At 72.3% G+C, this 18327-nt stretch carries 18 protein-coding genes; 6 read left to right on the top strand and 12 right to left on the bottom strand.

The annotated features are described in order from the left end of the window. Positions 1–47: 47 nt before the first annotated feature. Entirely contained in the window at positions 48–2210 is a 2163-nt protein-coding gene (cyc2, locus tag ACF08B_RS13750) for a germacradienol/geosmin synthase Cyc2 (RefSeq protein ID WP_392317505.1), read from the bottom strand. Between the two features lie 177 nt (positions 2211–2387). On the opposite strand from cyc2, the gene ACF08B_RS13745 reads away from it, so the two are divergent. Then, positions 2388–3215, top strand: a complete 828-nt coding sequence (locus ACF08B_RS13745) for an alpha/beta fold hydrolase (protein WP_392317504.1) — start codon at positions 2388–2390, stop codon at positions 3213–3215. Further along, positions 3212–4492: a cytochrome P450 gene (locus ACF08B_RS13740; RefSeq protein WP_392317503.1), complete on the top strand. Its 1281-nt coding sequence runs from the start codon at positions 3212–3214 to the stop codon at positions 4490–4492. Before ACF08B_RS13745 ends, ACF08B_RS13740 begins: the two co-directional genes overlap by 4 nt. On the opposite strand, the gene ACF08B_RS13735 is transcribed toward ACF08B_RS13740, so the two are convergent. Both ACF08B_RS13735 and ACF08B_RS13730 read right to left on the bottom strand, forming a co-directional pair. After that, positions 4467–5651, bottom strand: a complete 1185-nt coding sequence (locus ACF08B_RS13735; protein WP_392317502.1) for a damage-control phosphatase ARMT1 family protein — start codon at positions 5649–5651, stop codon at positions 4467–4469. The genes ACF08B_RS13740 and ACF08B_RS13735 overlap by 26 nt on opposite strands. A 22-nt stretch (positions 5652–5673) precedes the next feature. Further along, complete coding sequence (locus tag ACF08B_RS13730) at positions 5674–6321, bottom strand: ScbR family autoregulator-binding transcription factor (RefSeq protein ID WP_392317501.1); 648 nt, start codon at positions 6319–6321, stop codon at positions 5674–5676. 437 nt (positions 6322–6758) lie between these two features. Here ACF08B_RS13730 and ACF08B_RS13725 point away from each other — a divergent pair, with 437 nt between their 5' ends. Continuing rightward, positions 6759–7712, top strand: a complete 954-nt coding sequence (locus tag ACF08B_RS13725; RefSeq protein ID WP_392317500.1) for a lytic polysaccharide monooxygenase — start codon at positions 6759–6761, stop codon at positions 7710–7712. Positions 7713–7730: 18 nt separating this feature from the next. On the opposite strand, the gene ACF08B_RS13720 is transcribed toward ACF08B_RS13725, so the two are convergent. Further along, positions 7731–8384 (bottom strand): Tat pathway signal sequence domain protein, encoded by a 654-nt coding sequence (locus ACF08B_RS13720; RefSeq protein ID WP_392317499.1) that lies wholly within the window; start codon positions 8382–8384, stop codon positions 7731–7733. A 637-nt stretch (positions 8385–9021) separates the two neighbouring features. Here ACF08B_RS13720 and ACF08B_RS13715 point away from each other — a divergent pair. The 3 genes from ACF08B_RS13715 to ACF08B_RS13705 all read left to right on the top strand — a co-directional run bounded on the left by ACF08B_RS13715 (position 9022) and on the right by ACF08B_RS13705 (position 10694). Then, positions 9022–9723, top strand: coding sequence for a DUF6230 family protein (locus ACF08B_RS13715; RefSeq protein ID WP_392317498.1), 702 nt, complete (start codon positions 9022–9024; stop codon positions 9721–9723). Between the two features lie 5 nt (positions 9724–9728). Next, complete coding sequence (locus tag ACF08B_RS13710) at positions 9729–10142, top strand: DUF6114 domain-containing protein (RefSeq protein ID WP_392317497.1); 414 nt, start codon at positions 9729–9731, stop codon at positions 10140–10142. A gap of 96 nt (positions 10143–10238) precedes the next feature. After that, positions 10239–10694 carry a tellurite resistance TerB family protein gene (locus ACF08B_RS13705; RefSeq protein WP_093697846.1) on the top strand — a complete coding sequence of 152 codons (456 nt, stop codon included), beginning with the start codon at positions 10239–10241 and terminating at the stop codon, positions 10692–10694. Between the two features lie 98 nt (positions 10695–10792). On the opposite strand, the gene ACF08B_RS13700 is transcribed toward ACF08B_RS13705, so the two are convergent. The 8 genes from ACF08B_RS13700 to ACF08B_RS13665 all read right to left on the bottom strand — a co-directional run bounded on the left by ACF08B_RS13700 (position 10793) and on the right by ACF08B_RS13665 (position 18219). After that, positions 10793–11749 (bottom strand): ABC transporter substrate-binding protein, encoded by a 957-nt coding sequence (locus ACF08B_RS13700; RefSeq protein WP_392317496.1) that lies wholly within the window; start codon positions 11747–11749, stop codon positions 10793–10795. A gap of 166 nt (positions 11750–11915) precedes the next feature. Further along, complete coding sequence (locus ACF08B_RS13695) at positions 11916–12584, bottom strand: ABC transporter permease (protein WP_392317495.1); 669 nt, start codon at positions 12582–12584, stop codon at positions 11916–11918. Beyond that, positions 12581–13234, bottom strand: coding sequence for an ABC transporter permease (locus tag ACF08B_RS13690; RefSeq protein WP_392317494.1), 654 nt, complete (start codon positions 13232–13234; stop codon positions 12581–12583). The genes ACF08B_RS13695 and ACF08B_RS13690 overlap by 4 nt, the downstream gene beginning before the upstream one ends. Next, entirely contained in the window at positions 13231–14361 is a 1131-nt protein-coding gene (locus ACF08B_RS13685) for an ABC transporter ATP-binding protein (protein WP_392317493.1), read from the bottom strand. The genes ACF08B_RS13690 and ACF08B_RS13685 overlap by 4 nt, the downstream gene beginning before the upstream one ends. Before the next feature lie 128 nt (positions 14362–14489). Further along, complete coding sequence (locus tag ACF08B_RS13680; protein WP_392317492.1) at positions 14490–15761, bottom strand: PP2C family protein-serine/threonine phosphatase; 1272 nt, start codon at positions 15759–15761, stop codon at positions 14490–14492. 72 nt (positions 15762–15833) lie between these two features. Then, the gene (msrB, locus tag ACF08B_RS13675) at positions 15834–16241 is read right to left on the bottom strand and encodes a peptide-methionine (R)-S-oxide reductase MsrB (RefSeq protein WP_392317491.1); all 408 of its coding nucleotides are present in this window, start codon (positions 16239–16241) and stop codon (positions 15834–15836) included. Between the two features lie 14 nt (positions 16242–16255). Continuing rightward, positions 16256–17647 (bottom strand): UDP-N-acetylmuramate--L-alanine ligase, encoded by a 1392-nt coding sequence (murC, locus tag ACF08B_RS13670; RefSeq protein WP_392317490.1) that lies wholly within the window; start codon positions 17645–17647, stop codon positions 16256–16258. A gap of 98 nt (positions 17648–17745) precedes the next feature. Beyond that, on the bottom strand, positions 17746–18219 hold the full coding sequence (locus tag ACF08B_RS13665) for an indole-3-glycerol phosphate synthase (protein ID WP_093473862.1): 474 nt from the start codon (positions 18217–18219) through the stop codon (positions 17746–17748). Between the last annotated feature and the right edge of the window lie 108 nt (positions 18220–18327).

Below are 18327 nucleotides of genomic sequence, written 5' to 3'. Positions count from 1 at the left end.
GCCGCGAGCCGTGGACCGGTCCCGGTCCACGGCTCGTGCGGAGGCGGTCAGGCGGGTGACAGTGCCGGGGTGCCGGGGGCGCGGTCCGGCAGGAAGCCGTGGGCCCGGCGGCCGAGCCACTCGGCCTTGTAGCGGTCGACGCGGCGGTGCCAGTTCAGGATGCCGGCGAGCCAGTTCTGCAGGTCGAGGACGTAGCCGTCCATGGCGGCCCGGGCCTCCTCGGACAGCCGGAAGTCGTCGTACAGCACGGGCAGTTCATGGGCGATCACGTGCTCGAACTGCTGCATGCGCTGGGTCGTCAGGTCGTGGACGACGCCGAGCGCGGTCGGGTAGTCCACGCCGAAGAAGTTCTGCACGACCAGGACGGCGTTGTGGATCTCGCCGTCGTACTCGATCTCCTTCTGGTACGAGAAGATGTCGTTCAGCAGGCAGGCGTAGTCGACGGCGGCGTTCTCCAGGGAGCGCACCGGGCCGCTGCGGTACACCTCCGGGGGCACGGCGGGGCCCCGGCCCATGCGGCACAGGCTCAGCGTGAGGTCCGAGCCGAAGGTGGCGCGCCGCATCTCCAGGTAGTCGACCGGGTCGGGGATGCGGTTCTGCAGCTGGTTGGAGAGCTCCCACACCCAGCTCTCGGTCATGGAGTCCACGGCCGCCTTGAGGCCGCGCCGCTGGTCGGGCGTCATGCCGGCGGTGGTGCGGTCCCAGAGGTCGATCAGCCCGCGCTCCATGGCGTTGCCCGGGACGACGGCCCGCTCGCCCTCGACCGGCATGCAGGCCGACAGCCGGGCCGTGGTCAGCCGGGCGGTGGCGAGGTCACGGCGGTGGCCGTACACGAGGGGGTAGTAGTCGTCGCCGTACGTCCCCCAGGCGAGCCACTGGGCGCTGAGGTCGAGGGCCTCGGGGGTGGCGTCCGGGTCCAGGCCGGCGGAGCACAGCGCCAGGTCGTACGCGGCGAGCTTGTCCTCGTCCCAGACGCCCTCCTGGAGGATGCCCGTGCGGTGCGACCAGGCGGCGAGACGGCGCCGGGCGGTGTCCACGTGCGGACTCAGTGCCGCCTCGTACGGCATGTGGAACTCGGGGATCAGGGAGGGGCCGACCTTCTGGTGGGGCACGTGGGAGCGGGCGCGCAGCCGCTCCCGGGCGGCGCCGGCGAGGAGCGCGCCGACATCGGCGGCGGAGGCACCCGGGCCGCTCGGGATCTGCCACGGCGTGCTGTCGCGGGCGCCCTTGTTCATGTAGCGGCTGGAGCGCAGGTGCCATTCGTGGCCGCCGGACTGCCAGTCCTGGAGTCCCTTGGTGTAGGCGGCGACCGCGGCGGCCTCGTCCGGCCTCAGTGCCTGCTCCAGGGCGACGGCCGGGACCTCGGTCAGCGCGGTGTGCTCGAACTGGTGCAGGCGTGAGGTGAGGATGTCGTTGACGGTCTCGGCGGCCTCCTGGGTGGTGCAGCCGAAGAACTTCTCCAGGACGAGCACGCCGTTGCTGTTCTCCCCCTCGTCCTCCACCTCGCGCTGGTAGGAGAACAGGTCGTTGCGCAGGTGGACGGCGTCGGAGAAGGTCTCCATCAGCACCCGCAGCGGCCGGGTGGTGGCGACCCGGGCGGGCACCTCGGCGGTCGCGTACTCCACCAGCCCGGCCGACCAGGGGGCGCCGCCCACCTTGCGGCGCATCTCGATGTACTCGACGGGGTTGGCGATCCGCCCCTCGTTGATGTTGGACAGCTCCCACATCGACTCGTTGAGCAGGTGCTCGGTGGCCACGGAGAACCGGCGGCGCCAGTCCACGGACATCGCCGGCACCGTACGCGCCCACAGGTCCCGCAGCCCGGCCTCGACGGGATTCTCCGGTGCGGGTACGGGCGTCGCGGGGTCGAGCGGCATGAACAGGGGCAGCCGGTCCAGGTGGGCCTTGCCGGCGGCGCGGTCCTGGGTGCGCTTGAACATGTCCAGGAAGTGGTCGTCGAAGAAGAACACCCACACGTACCAGTCGGTGATGAGCGAGAGGGCGGGCCCGTCGCAGTCGGGGTGGGTGTAGGCGCACAGCAGTCCGTAGTCGTGCGCCTCCAGGTCGGCCTGCTCCCAGATCCCGGAGCCTTCCAGCATGCCCATCTCGCGCGCCCACGCGGTCGAGTGGGCGCGGGCCTCCTCGAGGTGCGGATTGAGCCGCGCGGGATACGGCATGTAGAAGTGCGGGAGTTCGAACGGCTGCGTCATGGCCCGGGCCCTACCCGCGGCCGCCGATCCTCATCCGCCACGCCGGACATGATCACACCATCGCGTGAAAGGACCGCGAAACCCGGAACTTCCGGGGCGGATATGGGCGTTCACCGCGCGGGCCGGCCGTCGTACGCCCCCTTGCCGAGCCGGCCGCGCGGGCGCCACGGTAGCCCCATGACCTCCTTCGTACTGCCCCATGAGGTGCACGGCGACGGCGCCCACAAGGTGTTCGCCGTGCACGGCTGGTTCGCCGACCGGAGTGCCTGGGCCGCCGTCCTGCCGGACCTCGACCGCACCGCCTTCACCTACGCGCTGGTCGACCTGCGCGGCTACGGCGCGGCCTGGGACGCCGTGGGCTCGTACACCACGGCCGAGGCGGCCGCGGACCTGGTGGAGCTGGCCGACCGGCTCGGCTGGGAGCGGTTCTCGGTGATCGGGCACTCCATGGGCGGCGCGGTGGCGCAGCGGCTGCTGTCCGTCGCCCCGCACCGGCTGCGGCGCATCGCCGGTGTCTCCCCCGTGCCGGCCTCGGGCATGCCCCTGCCCGACGAGCAGGGCGAGCTGTTCCGGGACGCGGCGCACCAGGCGGAGAACCGGCGGGTGATCATCGACTTCACCACCGGGAGCCGCCGTCCCGCGGCGTGGCTGGACCGGATGGTCGCCCGCTCGCTGGAGCGCAGCGACGCCAAGGCGTTCCGGGCCTGGCTGGACTCGTGGGCCGGGGACGACTTCCGCGCCGACGTCGAGGGCAGCGAGGTGCCCGCGCTGGCCGTGGCCGGTGAACTCGATCCGGCGCTGTCACCGGCGGTGCTGCGGGAGACCTGGCTGTCCTGGTACCCGCGCGCCGAACTGGTCGCGCTGCCGACCGCCGGCCACTACGCGATGGACGAGGCACCGCTGGATCTGATCCGGGTGGTGGAGGACTTCCTGCGCGCGGACGGCGCGGACGGCGCGGTCCCGCCCGCCGGCCGGGACCGCGCCGTCGCCGGCGAGCCGGCGTGAGCGTGCGCGAGGCCCCGCCGGTACCGGACGTGTTCGACCCGCGCCGGTACGCGCGCGGGGTGCCGTACGACGACTACCGGGTGCTGCGCGACCACCATCCGGTGGCCTGGCAGGAGGAGCCGGAGGTGCTGGGCTGGCCGGCCGGCCCCGGCTTCTGGGCGGTGACCCGGCACGCGGACGTCGTCCGGGTGCTGAAGGACGCTCAGGTGTACTCGTCGTACCTGGGCGCGACCCAGATCCGCGATCCCGATCCGGCGGACCTGCCGTACATCCGCCGGATGATGCTCAACCAGGACCCGCCGCACCACAACCGGCTGCGACGGCTGGTGAGCCGGGCGTTCACGCCGGCCCGGGTGGACCGGTTCGCGGCCCTCGCCCGGGAGCGGGCGCGCACCCTGCTGGCGGGGGCGCTGGAACGGGCCCGGCAGGGGGACGGCACGGCCGACCTGGTGGCCACGGTCACCGACGAGTACGCGCTGCTGAACCTGGCGGACCTGCTGGGCGTCCCGGAGGACGACCGGCGGCTGCTGCTGCGCTGGACCCGGCGGGTCATCGGCTACCAGGACCCGGACGAGGCGGGGGACCCGGTGCTGGACGGGGCGGGCCGGCCCGTCGACCCGCGCTCACCGGCGATGCTCGGGGACATGTTCGCCTATGCGCGGGACCTGGCCGCGCACAAGCGGCGGCATCCCGCCGACGACGTCATGACGACCCTCGCGCAGGACGGCCGGCTCGCCCCGGCCGAGCTGGAGATGTTCTTCTTCCTGCTCACCGTCGCGGGCAACGACACGGTGCGCAGCGCCGCCCCGGGCGGGCTGTCGGCCCTCGCCGGGCACCCGGAGGCGTACGAGCTGCTCCGCACCGGGAAGGCGGAACCGGCTGCGGCCGTGGAGGAGTTGCTGCGCTGGCATCCGCCGGTGCTGACGTTCCGCCGGACGGCCGTGCGGGACACCGAGCTGGCGGGGCGGCGGATCCGGGCCGGGGACAAGGTCGTGGTGTTCCACGCCTCCGCCAACCGGGACGAGCGGGTCTTCGCCGGACCGGACCGGCTCGACCTCGCCCGCTCCCCGAATCCGCACGTCTCCTTCGGTGACGGCCCGCACGTCTGCCTCGGCGCGCACTTCGCCCGGCTGCAACTGCGGCTGCTCTACGAGGAGATGGTGCGTGCCGTGCCCCGGCCACGCCCGTCCGGTCCTCCGGGGCGGCTGGTGTCCCACTTCATCAACGGCGTGAAGTCGCTGCCGATGCACCTCATGGAGCCGAGGACACCTGGATGAGGGCGTGCGTGCCGTCGGTGCGCCAGCGCCGGCCCTCCGCCGCCACCAGCGCGTCCTCGGTCCGCGCCGACAGACCGGTGATCACGTCGGACTTGAGGGTGCGCAGGGCGCCGACCGGTCCGGGGAAGTGTCCGGTCACCCGCGCGAACGGCGTGGTCGGCGGCCACAGCCGGTCGCCCACCAGGCGGCGGTAGTTGAGGTCTCCCTTGAGCAGGGTCAGCGTGGCCGCCGCGCAGTCGGCCCGCAGGTCGCCGGGCATCCGCTCGTACGGCAGCGGCGCGCAGGAGAACGGGTGGGCGCGGACGTCGAGCCGGCCGTCGCCGAGGGCCGACCAGAGGACGCGGCCGTACTCGCCGGCCGCGCCCGGGGCGGTGCGCAGCCGGCGCAGGGCGTCGACCACGTCGGCGGTGGTGGCGTCGGAGACGTAGTACGGGTACGGCTTGACGTGCAGCACCGCACGCGCCGCCCGCCCCTCGGTGAGGAGATGGGCGATCAGCAACAGGTCGGGGACGAGTTCGCGGCCCGCGTTGTCCGCGACCAGGACCAGGGTGCCCGCCCCGCCGGGCGGCAGCAGCGACCACAGCTCCTCGCTGTCGTCGGCGACCAGCGCGGGGGCCGGCTCGCGGGCCTCGGCGCCCACGGCGGAGAGCCGGAAACCCAGGTCGGCGCGGTTGCCCCACAGCGAGCCGTGCAGCAGCGCGCGGGCCCGGTCCTCCTCCGGCAGGTCCCGCAGGCCGTCCAGGGCCGCCAGTTCCTCGCCGGTCTCCGGCGCGTCGAGTTCCGCGCGCTTGAACGGCCGGAAGGGGTCGACGCCCTGCCAGGCGCCCGGGCCGAAGTATCCGACGGCCTGGAGCAGCCGGCGGTAGAACCAGCTCTCGGACCACAGCCACGGCACGTCGTACCAGGACCGCCCGGTGTGCTCGGCCAGATCCCACTGCTGCCAGCGGTCCCGGTCCGGGGCGTCGGCGGGCAGCGGTTCGACGGTCCCCTCGGTGCAGCTCTTCAGCAGGTCGTCCAGCGCCCGGTGCTGTGCGGGGCCGTACGGGAAGGCGTCCCGCACCTGGCTGATGATCGCGGGGTGCCGCTCGGCCAGCACACTGTGCGGGAACGAGCCGGGTTCGTTGCCGAGGATCACGGGTGCGAACGGGGTGTCGGCCATGTCCGTCACCGTACCCCGCACGTCAGGCGGTTCTGATCTCCCGCTCCAGCTGCGTGGCGAGGCTGACGTAGCGGGGGCGGCGGTGCACCGGGACCAGACCCCGGATCATCAGGTGCCACATCTCGGCGACCCGGCGCGGAAGCCGTCCGACCGGTTCGAGCGAGCGGCCGGCGACCCGGGTGCCGACGAAGAAGCAGACGAGGGAGTGCGCGACCATGCCGACGTCCAGGTCGCCGTGCACGTCGGACTCCCGGACGGCTCCGGTGAACTTCCGGGTGGCGAACTCCAGCCACTCGGTGAAGGGGTGGCGCATGGGGGGCCGGACCGCTATGTCCGCGGTGGCCAGGCGGAGTCCGGCGCGGGGCACGGGGTCCTCCACGGCGAGCCGGGCGATGCCGAAGGTGGTCCGCATCAAGGACTCCAGCGAGGAGTAGCCGCGTCCCTCGACCTCGTTCACGAGCTTCCTGGCGGCGTCGGCCTGGAGTTCCAGGATGGCGTGGGCCAGGTCCTCCTTGGCGGCGAAGTGGAAGTACAGCGCACCCTTGGTGACCTTCGCGTGCGCGACGATGTCACTCAGGCTGGTGGACTCGTAGCCGTGCTGGTCGAACAGGTCGGCGGCAGCCGTGATGATCGTTGCCCGGGTCTGCTCAGCACGTAACTGCCTCGCCATCGTGTGACCCTTCCTCGCGACTCCAACGAACGGGACATGCGGTTTGTTTTTCACCCGTTGCATACGATAACTCACGGGAGGACGGCGGGAGTCCGGGCCGGGTCCTCGCGGCGGGACACGTGTCAGCCGTACGTCCGGCCGCCGTCGGGACGCTCGGCGGCCCGTGCGCGGACGAGACCAGAACGGCTCCCCCCTTCGTGGCGCGGCTGTTCCCGGCAGCCGCCGGGCGACGGGTGCCGCACCCATGATCGCCACGATACGAGGCGGACGGGGCGCACCTCAACGGGGTCGCACGGGGGGCGCGAAGCAGTGGAACCGGTCGGTTCTGCGCGCCCCCCTGGGCGGCGGCCCGGCCGTTGCGCTGAACACGGGGGGCGCACGCGCCGTACAGGACTCCGGAAGCCCCCGTTGCCGCGCCTGCCCAGGAGACGTCCCCGATGACTCGGAACACCGCCCGACTGGGCGTCACGGCGGCCGCCGCCGCGGCACCGCTCCTGCTGCTGCCGTGGACGGCCGGGCCCGCCCTGGCGCACGGAGCCCCCACCGACCCGGTCAGCCGGGTCTACGCCTGCTCCCCCGAGGGCGGCGCCGCCGCCCGTTCGGCGGCGTGCGGGGCCGCGGTCGCCGCGAACGGCGCTCCGTTCACGGCGTGGGACAACCTGCGGGTGGCCGGGGTGGGAGGGCGGGACCGGCAGGTGATTCCGGACGGCCGGCTGTGCAGCGGAAACCTGCCCGCGTACCGGGGCCTCGACCTGGCCCGGCGGGACTGGCCGGCGACCCGGCTGACCCCCGGGGGCCGGCTGACGATGACGTACGCCTCGACGATCGCGCACGAGGGCACGTTCCGGCTGTACCTGACCCGGCCCGGTTACGACCCGGCGAAGCCGCTGAAGTGGTCCGACCTGCCCGAGCGGCCCTTCGCCGAGATCACCGACCCACCGCTGCGGAACGGCGCCTATCGGTTCGGGGTGAAGCTGCCGGCCGACCGGACGGGCCGTCAGGTGCTGTACACGATCTGGCAGAACAGCAGTACGCCGGACACCTACTACTCGTGCTCCGACGTGGTCTTTCCGGGGGGCGGTACGGCGGCCGGCGCCGCGCGGGCCACGGGTGGGGCGACGGCCCCGGCGTCCGGGAAGCCGTCACCCCGGGCCGGCAAGCCCTCGGCCGAGGGCGGTTCCCCGGCGAAGAGCCCGGCGCCGGTGGCGTCGGCCACGCCGTCGGCCGAGGAGCGTTCACAAAAGAGCGACGCCGCCGCGGACGCCGCCCCCGTGGCGGAGGCGACGCGCGGCGGCTCGGGGCCCTCGGCCCCCCTGCTGGCGGGCGGCGCCGCCGCGGTGCTGGTGCTCACCGGGGGCGCCGCCCTGGCCCTGCGCCTGCGGCGGCGCTGAACCGCGTCGGCCTGCGGCTCAGTTGACGTAGACCGGGGCTCCGCCGTCGGTGACGGGCGCGTACTTGGCCGTGAAGTAGCCGTTGGCGAAGCACAGCGACGAGCCGGAGCTCTTGGTGAACTGCTGGTTGGTGAAGGTGATGCTGCTGTCGGCGTTGTCGGCCTTGCCGGTCAGTCCGGCCGCCTGGTAGACGCACGAGACGCTGCCCAGCAGGGTGCGCAGCTTGACCGTGGCCTGGACGACGGAGCCGCTCGGCGGCAGGACGGAGAGGGTGCCGTCGGAGGCCTCCGTCGCCGTGTAGGGCAGGTTGTCGATGGTGGTGCCGTTGACCCCGAGGACACCGATGACGTTGCTGGTGCAGGTGCTGCTGTCGAAGGTGTGCGCGGTGACGGACTCGGTGGCCGTGCCCGGCGCGCTCGGGTTGTCGGTGACGGTGGCCGTGAACTGGGACGACGTGCACTTGACGCCACTGGTGCCGGTCGCGCTGGAGTAGAAGTTCGCGGACGTGCCCGAGGCGAGGGGCGCGGTCAGTACGTCACCGGCCGCGGCGGCCGTGCCGCCGGCGCCGCCGGTGGTGAGGACGGCGGTGCCGTCGGCGGAGGCGGGTGCGGCCACCGTGAGGGCGAGCGCGGTGGCGGTACCGGCGAGAGCCAGCAGGGATCGCGTACGCATGCGGGTGCCTCTTTCCTGAGTGGGGTTCGGACGAGGTGACGTGCGCTGTACGGGCCGTACGGGTGATGCCGCCGGCGCGGGGCCGTCGCGCCTTCTCCGTACGCGGCGGACCCACGACGGCGGCAGGCCGGGCGCCGGCCGGAGGCCCCGGGGGGTGAACCTCCGGCCGACGAGCGGGACACGGGCGGACACCGGCCGGCCCGGGGGGAAGGGGCCGTGCCGGAGCCGCGGCGAGGAACGACTGCCGTGCGGGTGCGTGAGCGATTGCGGTGGACCGGCGGAAGCGTCGCCATGACGGGGCCGGGAACGCGGCCGGTACCGCTCGGCGGACCCGGCGCCACGGATCCGCGGAAACAGGTGAAGTTGTAAACCTGATGCCACGTCAACGTCAAGCACTACAAGGGCTGTTGGCGGTCGCGAGCGCGGGTCGCGCACATCCGACACCCTTTTCTCACATCTGTATTGACCCCCTGATGTAACCGGCGGTAACTTCCTCGCAGGCCGCCCCCACGCCGTCAGAAAGCCCTTGCGTCCGCAGGGAGTGCGAGGAGTGCGTGAGCGGCAGCCGCTGTCCGCGCCAGGACACCGTGCCACGGAAGCCCGATCCGCATCGCCTTCATGCCCCCTGGGAGCAGACATGGCCTCGTCCCCGGACGTCCCGTCCGCAGACAGCACCCCCGAGAACCCGGACCCGGGTGCCTCGTCCGACGTGCCGAGCACCGCCGTCTCCGGCAGCGGAGGCGGCGAGCGGCGCGGACGCGTCCGGGCCCGCCGGGCGGCGGTGATGGCGGTGCCCGCCACACTCGTCCTCGCGGGCCTCGCGGTCCTCACCGCGCAGGGCGCGCTCGGTGTCCAGTTCGCGATCTCCGGCATGCCGTTCACGGTGACCGCGACCGAGCTCAACGGCACCGGTTTCGAGCAGTTCGGCGGGCTCGACAACATGGCGGACGGCAGCCCCAACGCCGGGGACACCGGCGGTCAGGTGCTCGTGGTCACCTCCGCCATCAAGAACGCCACCCTCACCAAGCTGTGCCAGAGCGTCGACCTCGGCGGCACCAACCTGCTGATCACCGCGGGCAGCGGGGCGGAGAAGGTCAGCGCGACCGACCTGACCACCGACTCCACCGAGCTGACGGGTGACGCGGCGTTCGGCAACATCGAGATCGGCAACGACGCGAGCACGCTGACCAAGGCGGGCGTGAAGGGGCCGATCGGCGTCTTCAGCCAGCAGGCGGACACCGTGCGCATAGCCAATCTGCGGCAGACCAACTACGCGACGACCGCTGGCGTGTTCAAGCTGCCGGGGCTCAAACTCCGGTTCAGCGAATCGGGTTGCTGACCGCCGTGCCGGACCGCCCACGCCGGGAACCGAGGCTCGCCTTCCGCGGATGGCGAGCCCGCCGGCCGTTCTGGGGCGGGCTGCTGCTCGCCCTGGGCGGCGGCGAGATCCTGCTCACCGAGAAGGCCTCGCTGAAGGTCGTGATGCACATCGGCATGCAGGGCCTGGCCGGCTATCTGCTGCCGACGCTGATGCTGCTGCTGGGCCTGCTCGTCCTCGTCAACCCCACCCAGCGGCTGTTCTACTCCGTCACCGGTGTCCTGCTCTCCCTGGGCACCTGGCTCACCTCCAACCTGGGCGGCTTCTTCCTCGGTCTCCTCCTCGGCGTGACCGGCAGCTGCCTCACCTTCGGCTGGCTCCCGGACCAGGAGCCCCGCATCGGCCGCCGCCGACGCGTGTCTGCGGGGATTCGGTCCTGATCTCCGGAACTTCCCGGCCGCCCCGGAAGTTTCTACGGTGCTGTAGAAGTTGCTGTCGGCATGCTGAACAGCCGGCCGGGGATACGAGGAGTGCGCATGGCCCTGTGGGACCGCTTCAAGGAGTCGGCGTCGCAGATGCAGACCCAGTTGGTGGCGAAGAAGAACGACCTGAAGAGCGGCGCGTTCCGCGACGCGAGCATGGCGATGTGCGCGCTGGTCGCGGCGGCCGACGGGACCGTCGACCCGTCGGAGCGGCAGCGGGTGGCCCAGCTCATCTCCACCAACGAGGTGCTGCAGAACTTCCCGGCGGACGACCTGCGGCGCCGTTTCGAGGAGAACCTGGGCAAGCTGACGACCGACTTCGCTTTCGGCAAGGTGAGCGTGCTCCAGGAGGTCGCCAAGGCGAAGAAGAAGCCCGCCGAGGCGCGTGCCGTCATCCAGATCGGCATCGTGATCGGCGGCGCCGACGGCGACTTCGACAAGACCGAGCAGGCGGTCGTGCGCGAGGCCTGCTACACGCTGGACCTGCCGCCCCACGAGTTCGACCTCTGATCCGGGCCTGACGACGGCACGGGGGCGCGGACCACGGCGTGGTCCGCGCCCCCGTCCCCGGTGCGCGACGGTGCCGGCCGGCGGCCGGCACGGCGGGGTCAGCCGAGTCCGGCGGACTTCAGCCAGGCCTTGGCCACGTCCAGCGGATCCTTGTTCTCCGTCTGCACCTGGGTGTCCAGGTCCAGCAGGGTCGCGGTGTCCAGCTTCGCGGAGACCGCGTTGAGCGCGTCGACGCCCTTCTGGTTCAGCGCGCCCTTGTAGGCGAGCGGCTGGACGTTCTCGAAGCCGAAGAGCTTCTTCGGGTCCTGGAGGACGACGAACTTCTCCTTGCTGATGGTCGGGTCCGTGGTGAAGAGGTCGGCGGCCTGCACCGCGTCCTTCTTGAGCGCCGCCTGGGTGAGCGGGCCGCCCGCGTCCAGTGCCTTGAAGGACTTGAACTGGAGACCGTAGACGGACTTGAGGCCGACCAGGCCCTGCTGCCGGGTCTGGAACTCCGGCGAGCCGCCGATGACCAGGTCCTTGGCGATGTCCTTCAGGTCGGCGATCGACGACCGCTCGGTGAGGTGGTACTTCTTCGCGGTGGCCGCGTTGACCGTGACCGAGTCCTTGTTCTGTGCCGTGGAGGGCTCCAGCAGGGTCAGCCTGGAGTCCAGCTTGGCCTCGATGGCGGTCGTGGTGGCGTCCGCGGTCTTCGGGGTGGCCTTCGGGTCGAGATAGGCCAGCAGCGCGCCGTTGTACTCCGGCAGCACCGAGATGGAACCGTTCTTGATCAGGCCGTAGGTCGTCTCACGGCTGCCGATGTTCGGCTTGTAGGTGACCTTGATCCCCTTGGCCTTGAGCGCTTCGCCGTAGATGTCGGCGAGCAGGGTGCTCTCGGGGAAGTTGTTCGAGCCGACGACGACGCCGTCGCCGCTCGCCTTTCCTTCCGACAGGGGGTCGTCGGCCTTGTCGTTGGAGGAGCAGCCCGCCAGCAGGGCCGTCGCCGCCGCGAGGGCGACGACCGCCGCGCCTCGGTTCCTCCGGATGGACCTGCTGATAAGGGTCGTATAAGTCACTTGCTGATCCAATCCAGCCTGTTCTCGGTCAGTCAAGTGCCCCGGGGCACCGATTGGCCTCGATCTGTGGTCAGTTGTGGGCATAGGGCGGATGCCTTGTAACGGCCTCTTCACACGGGCCGAGCCGTACGGATTCCAAGAGGTGCGCCCGCCGGGGCGGTTGGCGTCAGCCGCCGCGGCGCACCCCGGGCGACACGGTGAGCCGGGACGCCGCCCAGAACACCGCGAGGGTGGCGAGGGCGAGACCGGCGACCAGGGTGGCGCCGCCCACGACCTTCTCGTAGTTGCGCTGGTAGAGGCCGTCGATGATGTAGCGGCCGAGACCGCCGAGGCTGACGTAGGCGGCGATGGTCGCCGTGGAGACGATCTGGATCGCCGCGGTGCGCAGTCCGCTCAGGATCAGCGGGAGCGCGACCGGCAGTTCCACCTGGAACAGCACCCGCGCCTCTGGCATGCCCATGCCCCGCGCGGCGTCCACCGGGGAGGGGTCCACGGAGCGGACCGCCTCGTAGGTGGTGACCAGGATCGGCGGTACGGCGAGCACCACCAGCGGGATCATGACGGGCAGCAGGCCGAACCCGATCCAGATGAACATCAGCACCAGCAGACCGAAGCTGGGCAGCGCCCGCCCGGCGGTGGCGATCAGCGCGAGGGCGTTGCCGCCGCGCCCGTAGTGCCCGGTGATCAGTCCGACGGGCAGCCCGATCAGGGCGGCGAGGAGGAGGGCCTCCAGCGAGTACCTGACGTGCTCGACCAGCCGGGTGGGGATGCCGTCGTACCCCTGCCAGTGGGAGGCGTCGCCGAAGAAGGCGTGCGCGAAGTTCAGTACGTTCACCGGGTGGCACCCTTCGTCGGCATCCAGGGGGTGAGGAGGCGGCGGACGAGGACGAGCAGGGCGTCGGCGAGGACGCCCAGCACCGCCGTGGTGAGCACCGAGTTCACGGCCAGGGCCGGCCGGTGGTACGTGGTGGCGGCGTACAGCATGTTGCCGAGGGCGCCCTGGTTGCCGATGAGCATGCCGACGCTGACCAGGGAGAGGCTGGACACGGTGGCCACCCGGAGTCCGGCGATGATCGCGGGCACCGCGATGGGCAACTGGACCTGCGCGTAACGGCGTACGGGACCGAAGCCCATGGCCTGCGCGGCGGCCAGGGTCTCCGGCGGGACCGAGCGGACGCCGTCCACGATCGCCGGGACCAGCACCACCAGGCTGTAGATCGCGAGCGGGACCATCACCGTGGTCTCGCTCTGGCCGAAGTAGTCGATGAGGACGACGAAGAAGGCCAGCGAGGGGATGGAGTAGAGCACCGTGGTGACGCCGAGGACGGGTGGGTAGACCCAGCGGAAGCGGACGCAGAGCTGGGCCACCGGCAGGGCGACGAGGAGCCCGGCCAGCACCGGCAGCAGGCCCTCGCGCAGATGCAGGCCGACGAGTCCCAGGTAGCCGTACTGGAGGTCGCTCGGGAGGTCGAAGAAGCCGTTCATGGGGCGGCCTTCACCGCCGCGTCCGCGGCCACCCGGCTGTGGGCGGCCCGGATCGCCTCCCCGATGACCTGCTGGGAGACGACGCCGACCGCACGTCCCGCGTCGTCCACGGCGACGGCCCAGCCGGTCGGCGACAGCACGGCCCCGTCGAGCGCCGCGCGCAGCGAGTCGGTGCCGGGCACGAACGGACGGCCGTGGTCGATGAGCCGCTCGCGGTCGATCTCGCCGGCGGTGAGCCGGTCCGGCTCGCTCCAGCCGAGCGGCCTGCCGTCGGAGTCGGTGACGAGGAGGTAGGGAGCCGTGGCCCGGGAGGCGAGCCGTTCGGCGTCCGCGTCGATCCCCACCAGCGGCGCGGTCTCCAACTCCAGTTCCGCGGACGGGAAGAAGGACAGCCGGCGGATGCCGCGGTCGGCGCCGAGGAAGTCCTCCACGAAGGAGTCGGCGGGCGCGCTGAGCAGTTCGGCGGGCGGGGCGAACTGGGCGAGCCGGCCGCCGGTGCGCAGTACGGCGACCATCGTGCCGAGTTTGATCGCCTCGTCGATGTCATGCGTGACGAAGACGATGGTCTTGCCCAGCTCGTCCTGGATGCGCAGGAGTTCGTCCTGCAGGCCCTTGCGGACCACGGGGTCGACGGCGGAGAAGGGCTCGTCCATCAGCAGCACCGGCGGGTCGGCGGCGAGCGCGCGGGCCACGCCGACCCGCTGCTGCTGGCCGCCGGAGAGCTGGTAGGGGTACCGCTTGGCCAACGAGGTGTCCAGGCCGACCCGTTCCATCAGCTCCGCGGCCCGGGCGCGTGCCTGCTGCTTGCTGCGGCCGAGCAGCCGGGGCACGGTGGCGACGTTGTCGAGGATGGTGCGGTGCTGGAAGAGCCCGGCGTTCTGGATGACGTAACCCATCGACCGACGCAGGGTGTTGACCGGCTGCTGCCGTATGTCGCGGCCGTCGAGGAGGATGCTGCCCTCAGTGGGTTCGACCATCCGGTTGATCATCCGGAGGGTCGTCGTCTTGCCGCAGCCGGAGGGCCCGACGAGGACGGTGATCGCGCGGTCCGGTATCTCCAGCGACAGTCGGTCGACCGCGACCGTGCCGTCCGGATACCGCTTGGTGACTGAATCTATCCGTATCAAAACGCCGAGTACCCTTCGGGTTTGGCAGCTTTCGCCCGGTCTCGGCAACGGTCGTCATGCGCAGGCCGTTGCGGGGAGAGTCTAGACCGCGAGTGTTTCGGCGCCTCGTAGATCATGTGGCGGCCGGTTCAGACCTCCTGCGGCGTGTCCTGAGCGCGCGGGTGCGGACGGGCCGCGAGCACCGCCACGTCGTCCTCGGCATGGCCGGCGTCCAGCCGGTCGACGATCGTCTCCAGGACGTCGTCGACCCCTTTGCCGACGGGGAAGCGGAGGGCGGACAGCCGGGCGAGGGAGTGGTCGATGTCCTCGCCGCGGCGCTCCACCAGCCCGTCGGTGAACAGCACCAGGGTCTCGCCCGGGGCCAGTACGTGCGTGGCCGACTCGTATCCGCCGAGTCCGGTGCCCAGCGGTGGTCCGACGGGGACGGGCAGCTGCGTCGTCCCGCCGTCCCGGGTGATCAGCACGGGCGGCAGATGACCGGCGCTGGCCAGCGTCATCTGGCCGCGTCCCGGATCGACGCGGGCGAGCAGACAGGTGGCGGGCCTGCGGTCCGCCTCCCCGGAGGCGATGTCGTCCATCTGCCGCAGCACGCGGTGCGGGGGCAGGTCGGAGGCGGCGATGTAGCGCAGGGAGGAGCGGTAGGCGCTCATGTCGACGGCGGCCTCCAGACCGTGGCCCATCACATCGCCGACCACCAGCAGGGTGCGGCCGAAGTGCAGTCGTACGGTCTCGCACCAGTCGCCGCCGACCAGCGCGCTGCCGCCGACGGGGAGGTAGCGGATGGCGACGTCCAGGTTCGGATGCGGCCGGCCGGGGCTGGCCAGCAGGGCGCGCTGCAGGTCGCCGGCGGTGCGGCTGACGTCCTCGTAGGCGCGGGCGTGCCGGATGTGGGAGGCACCGCGCTCGGCGAGCAGGGCCAGCTGCTCGGCCTCGCCCTCGCTCGGCAGCCCGGCGTCCCGCGCCCACACCAGCACGCCGTACATCTCGTCGCCGCTGGTCAGGGGCGTACAGAGGGCGCCGCCCGAGCGGCCGCCGGACGATGGCTCCAGCCATGCGGCGGCGTTCGCGTCCACCGTCGGTGGGCCCGTCTCCCGCACCGCGGCGGCGACCCGGCGGGCGTCCGGCAGCAGCCGGGCGTCGCCGGCCACGGCCTCGTAGCCGGCGGGGGCGTCGCCGGTGCGGCGCAGCACGGCGGCGGCTCCGCCGGCCAGCACCACGACGGCCCGGGCCAGCTCGGCGCAGGTGGTGGCCTCGTCCAGGGTCGTGCCGAGCCCGGCGAGGGCGTCCCGCAGCGCGCCGATCGGCGCTGCGGGCTCCGTGGCCGCCGAGGCGCCGCCGTCCTCACGACGGCCGGCACCGAGGGGCACGGGCCTGCGGCGGGACTGGATCCAGCGCGCCACACCCAACACCCTCACAGAATCTCAAACCGGAGCGGGCGGGGCACCAGCCGCGGCCGGTGCCACCGGGCCCGGTCAGCCCTCTGCCGGCTCCAGCCGCAGGGAGATGGAGTTGATGCAGTACCGCTGGTCAGTGGGGGTGGGATACCCCTCGCCGGCGAAGACGTGCCCGAGGTGCGAGCCGCACCGGGAGCACCGCACCTCGGTGCGGACCATGCCGTGGGTCCGGTCCTCGATCAGCTCCACCGCGTCGGTGTCCTTCGGGTCGAAGAACGACGGCCAGCCGCAGTGCGACTCGAACTTGGTGTCCGAGGTGAACAGCTCGGCGCCACAGGCGCGACAGGAGTAGACACCCGTGGTCCTGGTGTCCGTGTACTCACCGGTGAACGCCGGCTCGGTGCCGGCCTGGCGCAGCACGGCGTACTCCGCCGGAGTCAGCTCCGCGCGCCACTCCTCGTCCGGCTTCTCGACGTCGTACGACATGAGCCTCAGCCCCTTCACTGCGACAGGCGGTCCAGGATCTTCGGGCCCAGGTCGGTCACGTCGCCCGCGCCCATGGTGAGAACGAGATCACCGGGCTTCGCCATTCCCGCGACCACCGCGGGGATCTCCGCCTTGTCGTGCACGGCCGTCACGTCGGCGCCCGCGGCGCGCGCGGCCTCGATGATGAGCTCGCTGGTCACCCCGGGGACCGGGTCCTCACGGGCCGGGTAGATGTCGAGCACGACGGAGGCGTCCGCGAGCGTCAGCGACTGTCCCATCTCCTTGCCCAGCTCCTGGGTGCGGGAGAAGAGGTGCGGCTGGAAGACGACGAGGATGCGGGCGTCGCCGGCGGCGGCGCGCATGGCCTCCAGATCGGCGGTCATCTCGGTCGGGTGGTGGGCGTAGGAGTCGATCACCTGGACGCCCGCCGCCTCGCCCTTGAGCTGCAGGCGCCGCTTGACCCCGGTGTACGCGGCGAGCGCGGGCGCGAGTTCCGCGGCCGGGACGCCGAGCGCGGCACCGGCGGCGAGCGCGGCGACGGCGTTGAGGGCGTAGTGGCGGCCGGGCACGGAGACCGTGAAGGTGAGCTCGCGCCCGTCCAGGAGGACCGTCACCTCGCTCCTGAGGCCCTGGGGCACCACGGACAGCACCCGGACGTCGGCGTCCCGCGCCTCGCCGTACGTCACCACCCGCACCGCACGGCCGGCGACGCGCCGGGTGAGCTCGCGGGCGCCCTCCTGGTCGGCGGAGACGACCAGGGTGCCGCCCTCGGTGACGCGGTCGACGAACGTCTCGAAGGATTCGTAGATCTCGTCCATCGAGGCGTAGTTGGCGTGGTGGTCCAGCTCGACGTTGAGGACGATGGCGACCTCGGGCGCGTACTTGTGGAAGCTGCGGTCCGATTCGTCGGCCTCGGCGACGAAGATGTCGCCCTCGCCGTGCAGCGCGTTGGAACCGGGCGCGTCCAGGTCGCCGCCGATGGCGTACGACGGCTTCCGGCCCAGCGCGGTGAGGGAGACCGCCAGCATGGAGGTGGTGGTGGTCTTGCCGTGGGTGCCGGCCACCGCGATCGGGCGCAGCCCCTCCATCAGCGCGGCGAGCGCGTCGGAGCGGTGCACCACCGGGATGCCCAGCTCGGCGGCGCGGGCGAGCTCCGGGTTGTCCTCGCGGATGGCGGAGGACACCACGACACAGCTCGCGTCCTCGGCGAGGTGCGCGGCGGCGTGCCCGATGTGCACGGTGGCGCCGAGCGCGCGCAGCGCCTCGGCGGTCGCCGAGTCCCTGGCGTCGCTGCCGGCGACCTTCGCCCCGCGCTGGGCGAGGATCTTGGCGATCCCCGACATCCCGGCGCCGCCGATGCCGATGAAGTGCGGTCGGTCCATGGCGGTAGGAAGGCCGGGTGCCATGCGTTTCTCCCCAGAGACGGTACGTACGAGAGCGGGCCTAGCCTATGCGCTCGGGCACCGCCCGCCCCGCAAGGGCCCGGGGGCGGCCCGCGGTGCGGCTACGCCTTGCTGTGCGAGAACAGCTTGAGCACCGGCACGCCCACCTTGTGCCGGGCCCGGGAGGCCCAGTCCCGGTGGAAGAACTCCTCCACGTAGTGGGGGTCGGTCAGCACGATCACCTCGTCCGCCCCCACCTCGCCGACCAGCGACTTCAGCGCGTCCAGCGGATGATCCTCGACGAGCCGCCCCTCGGCCCGGCTGCCCGCGGAGCGCAGCGCCTGCAACGACACGTCGAGGGCCTGCTGCCCCACGCTCCGGGCCTCGTCGCCCTCCGGCGTCCCGCCCTCGCGCACGGCATCGTCGAGTTCACCGAGCGCGATGTCGTCGATGGCCCGCAGCAGGCGGTCCGCCTGGTCGCCGCGCGGCTGGAGCAGCACGTGGAAGGCCACCTGCTCGTCTCCGTGCAAGGTGGTGACGAACTCCACGTCGGCGGACGTCAGGGCCTTCTCGATCATCAGAACGCTTGTGAACACCCAACGCCTCTTCTCCTCCGTGGGCCCGGGACAGGGCCCCTGCGGAAACCATCCTTCCCCGTGATCGCACGGGTACTGCCGGACTAAGTCTGCCCTTCGGAAGCTGAC

This window comes from Streptomyces sp. NPDC015139 (assembly GCF_043079785.1).
Taxonomy (GTDB): domain Bacteria; phylum Actinomycetota; class Actinomycetes; order Streptomycetales; family Streptomycetaceae; genus Streptomyces; species Streptomyces albidocamelliae.
Note: the sequence above shows the minus strand (reverse complement) of the source record. Positions and strands in the feature narration are given on the sequence as shown.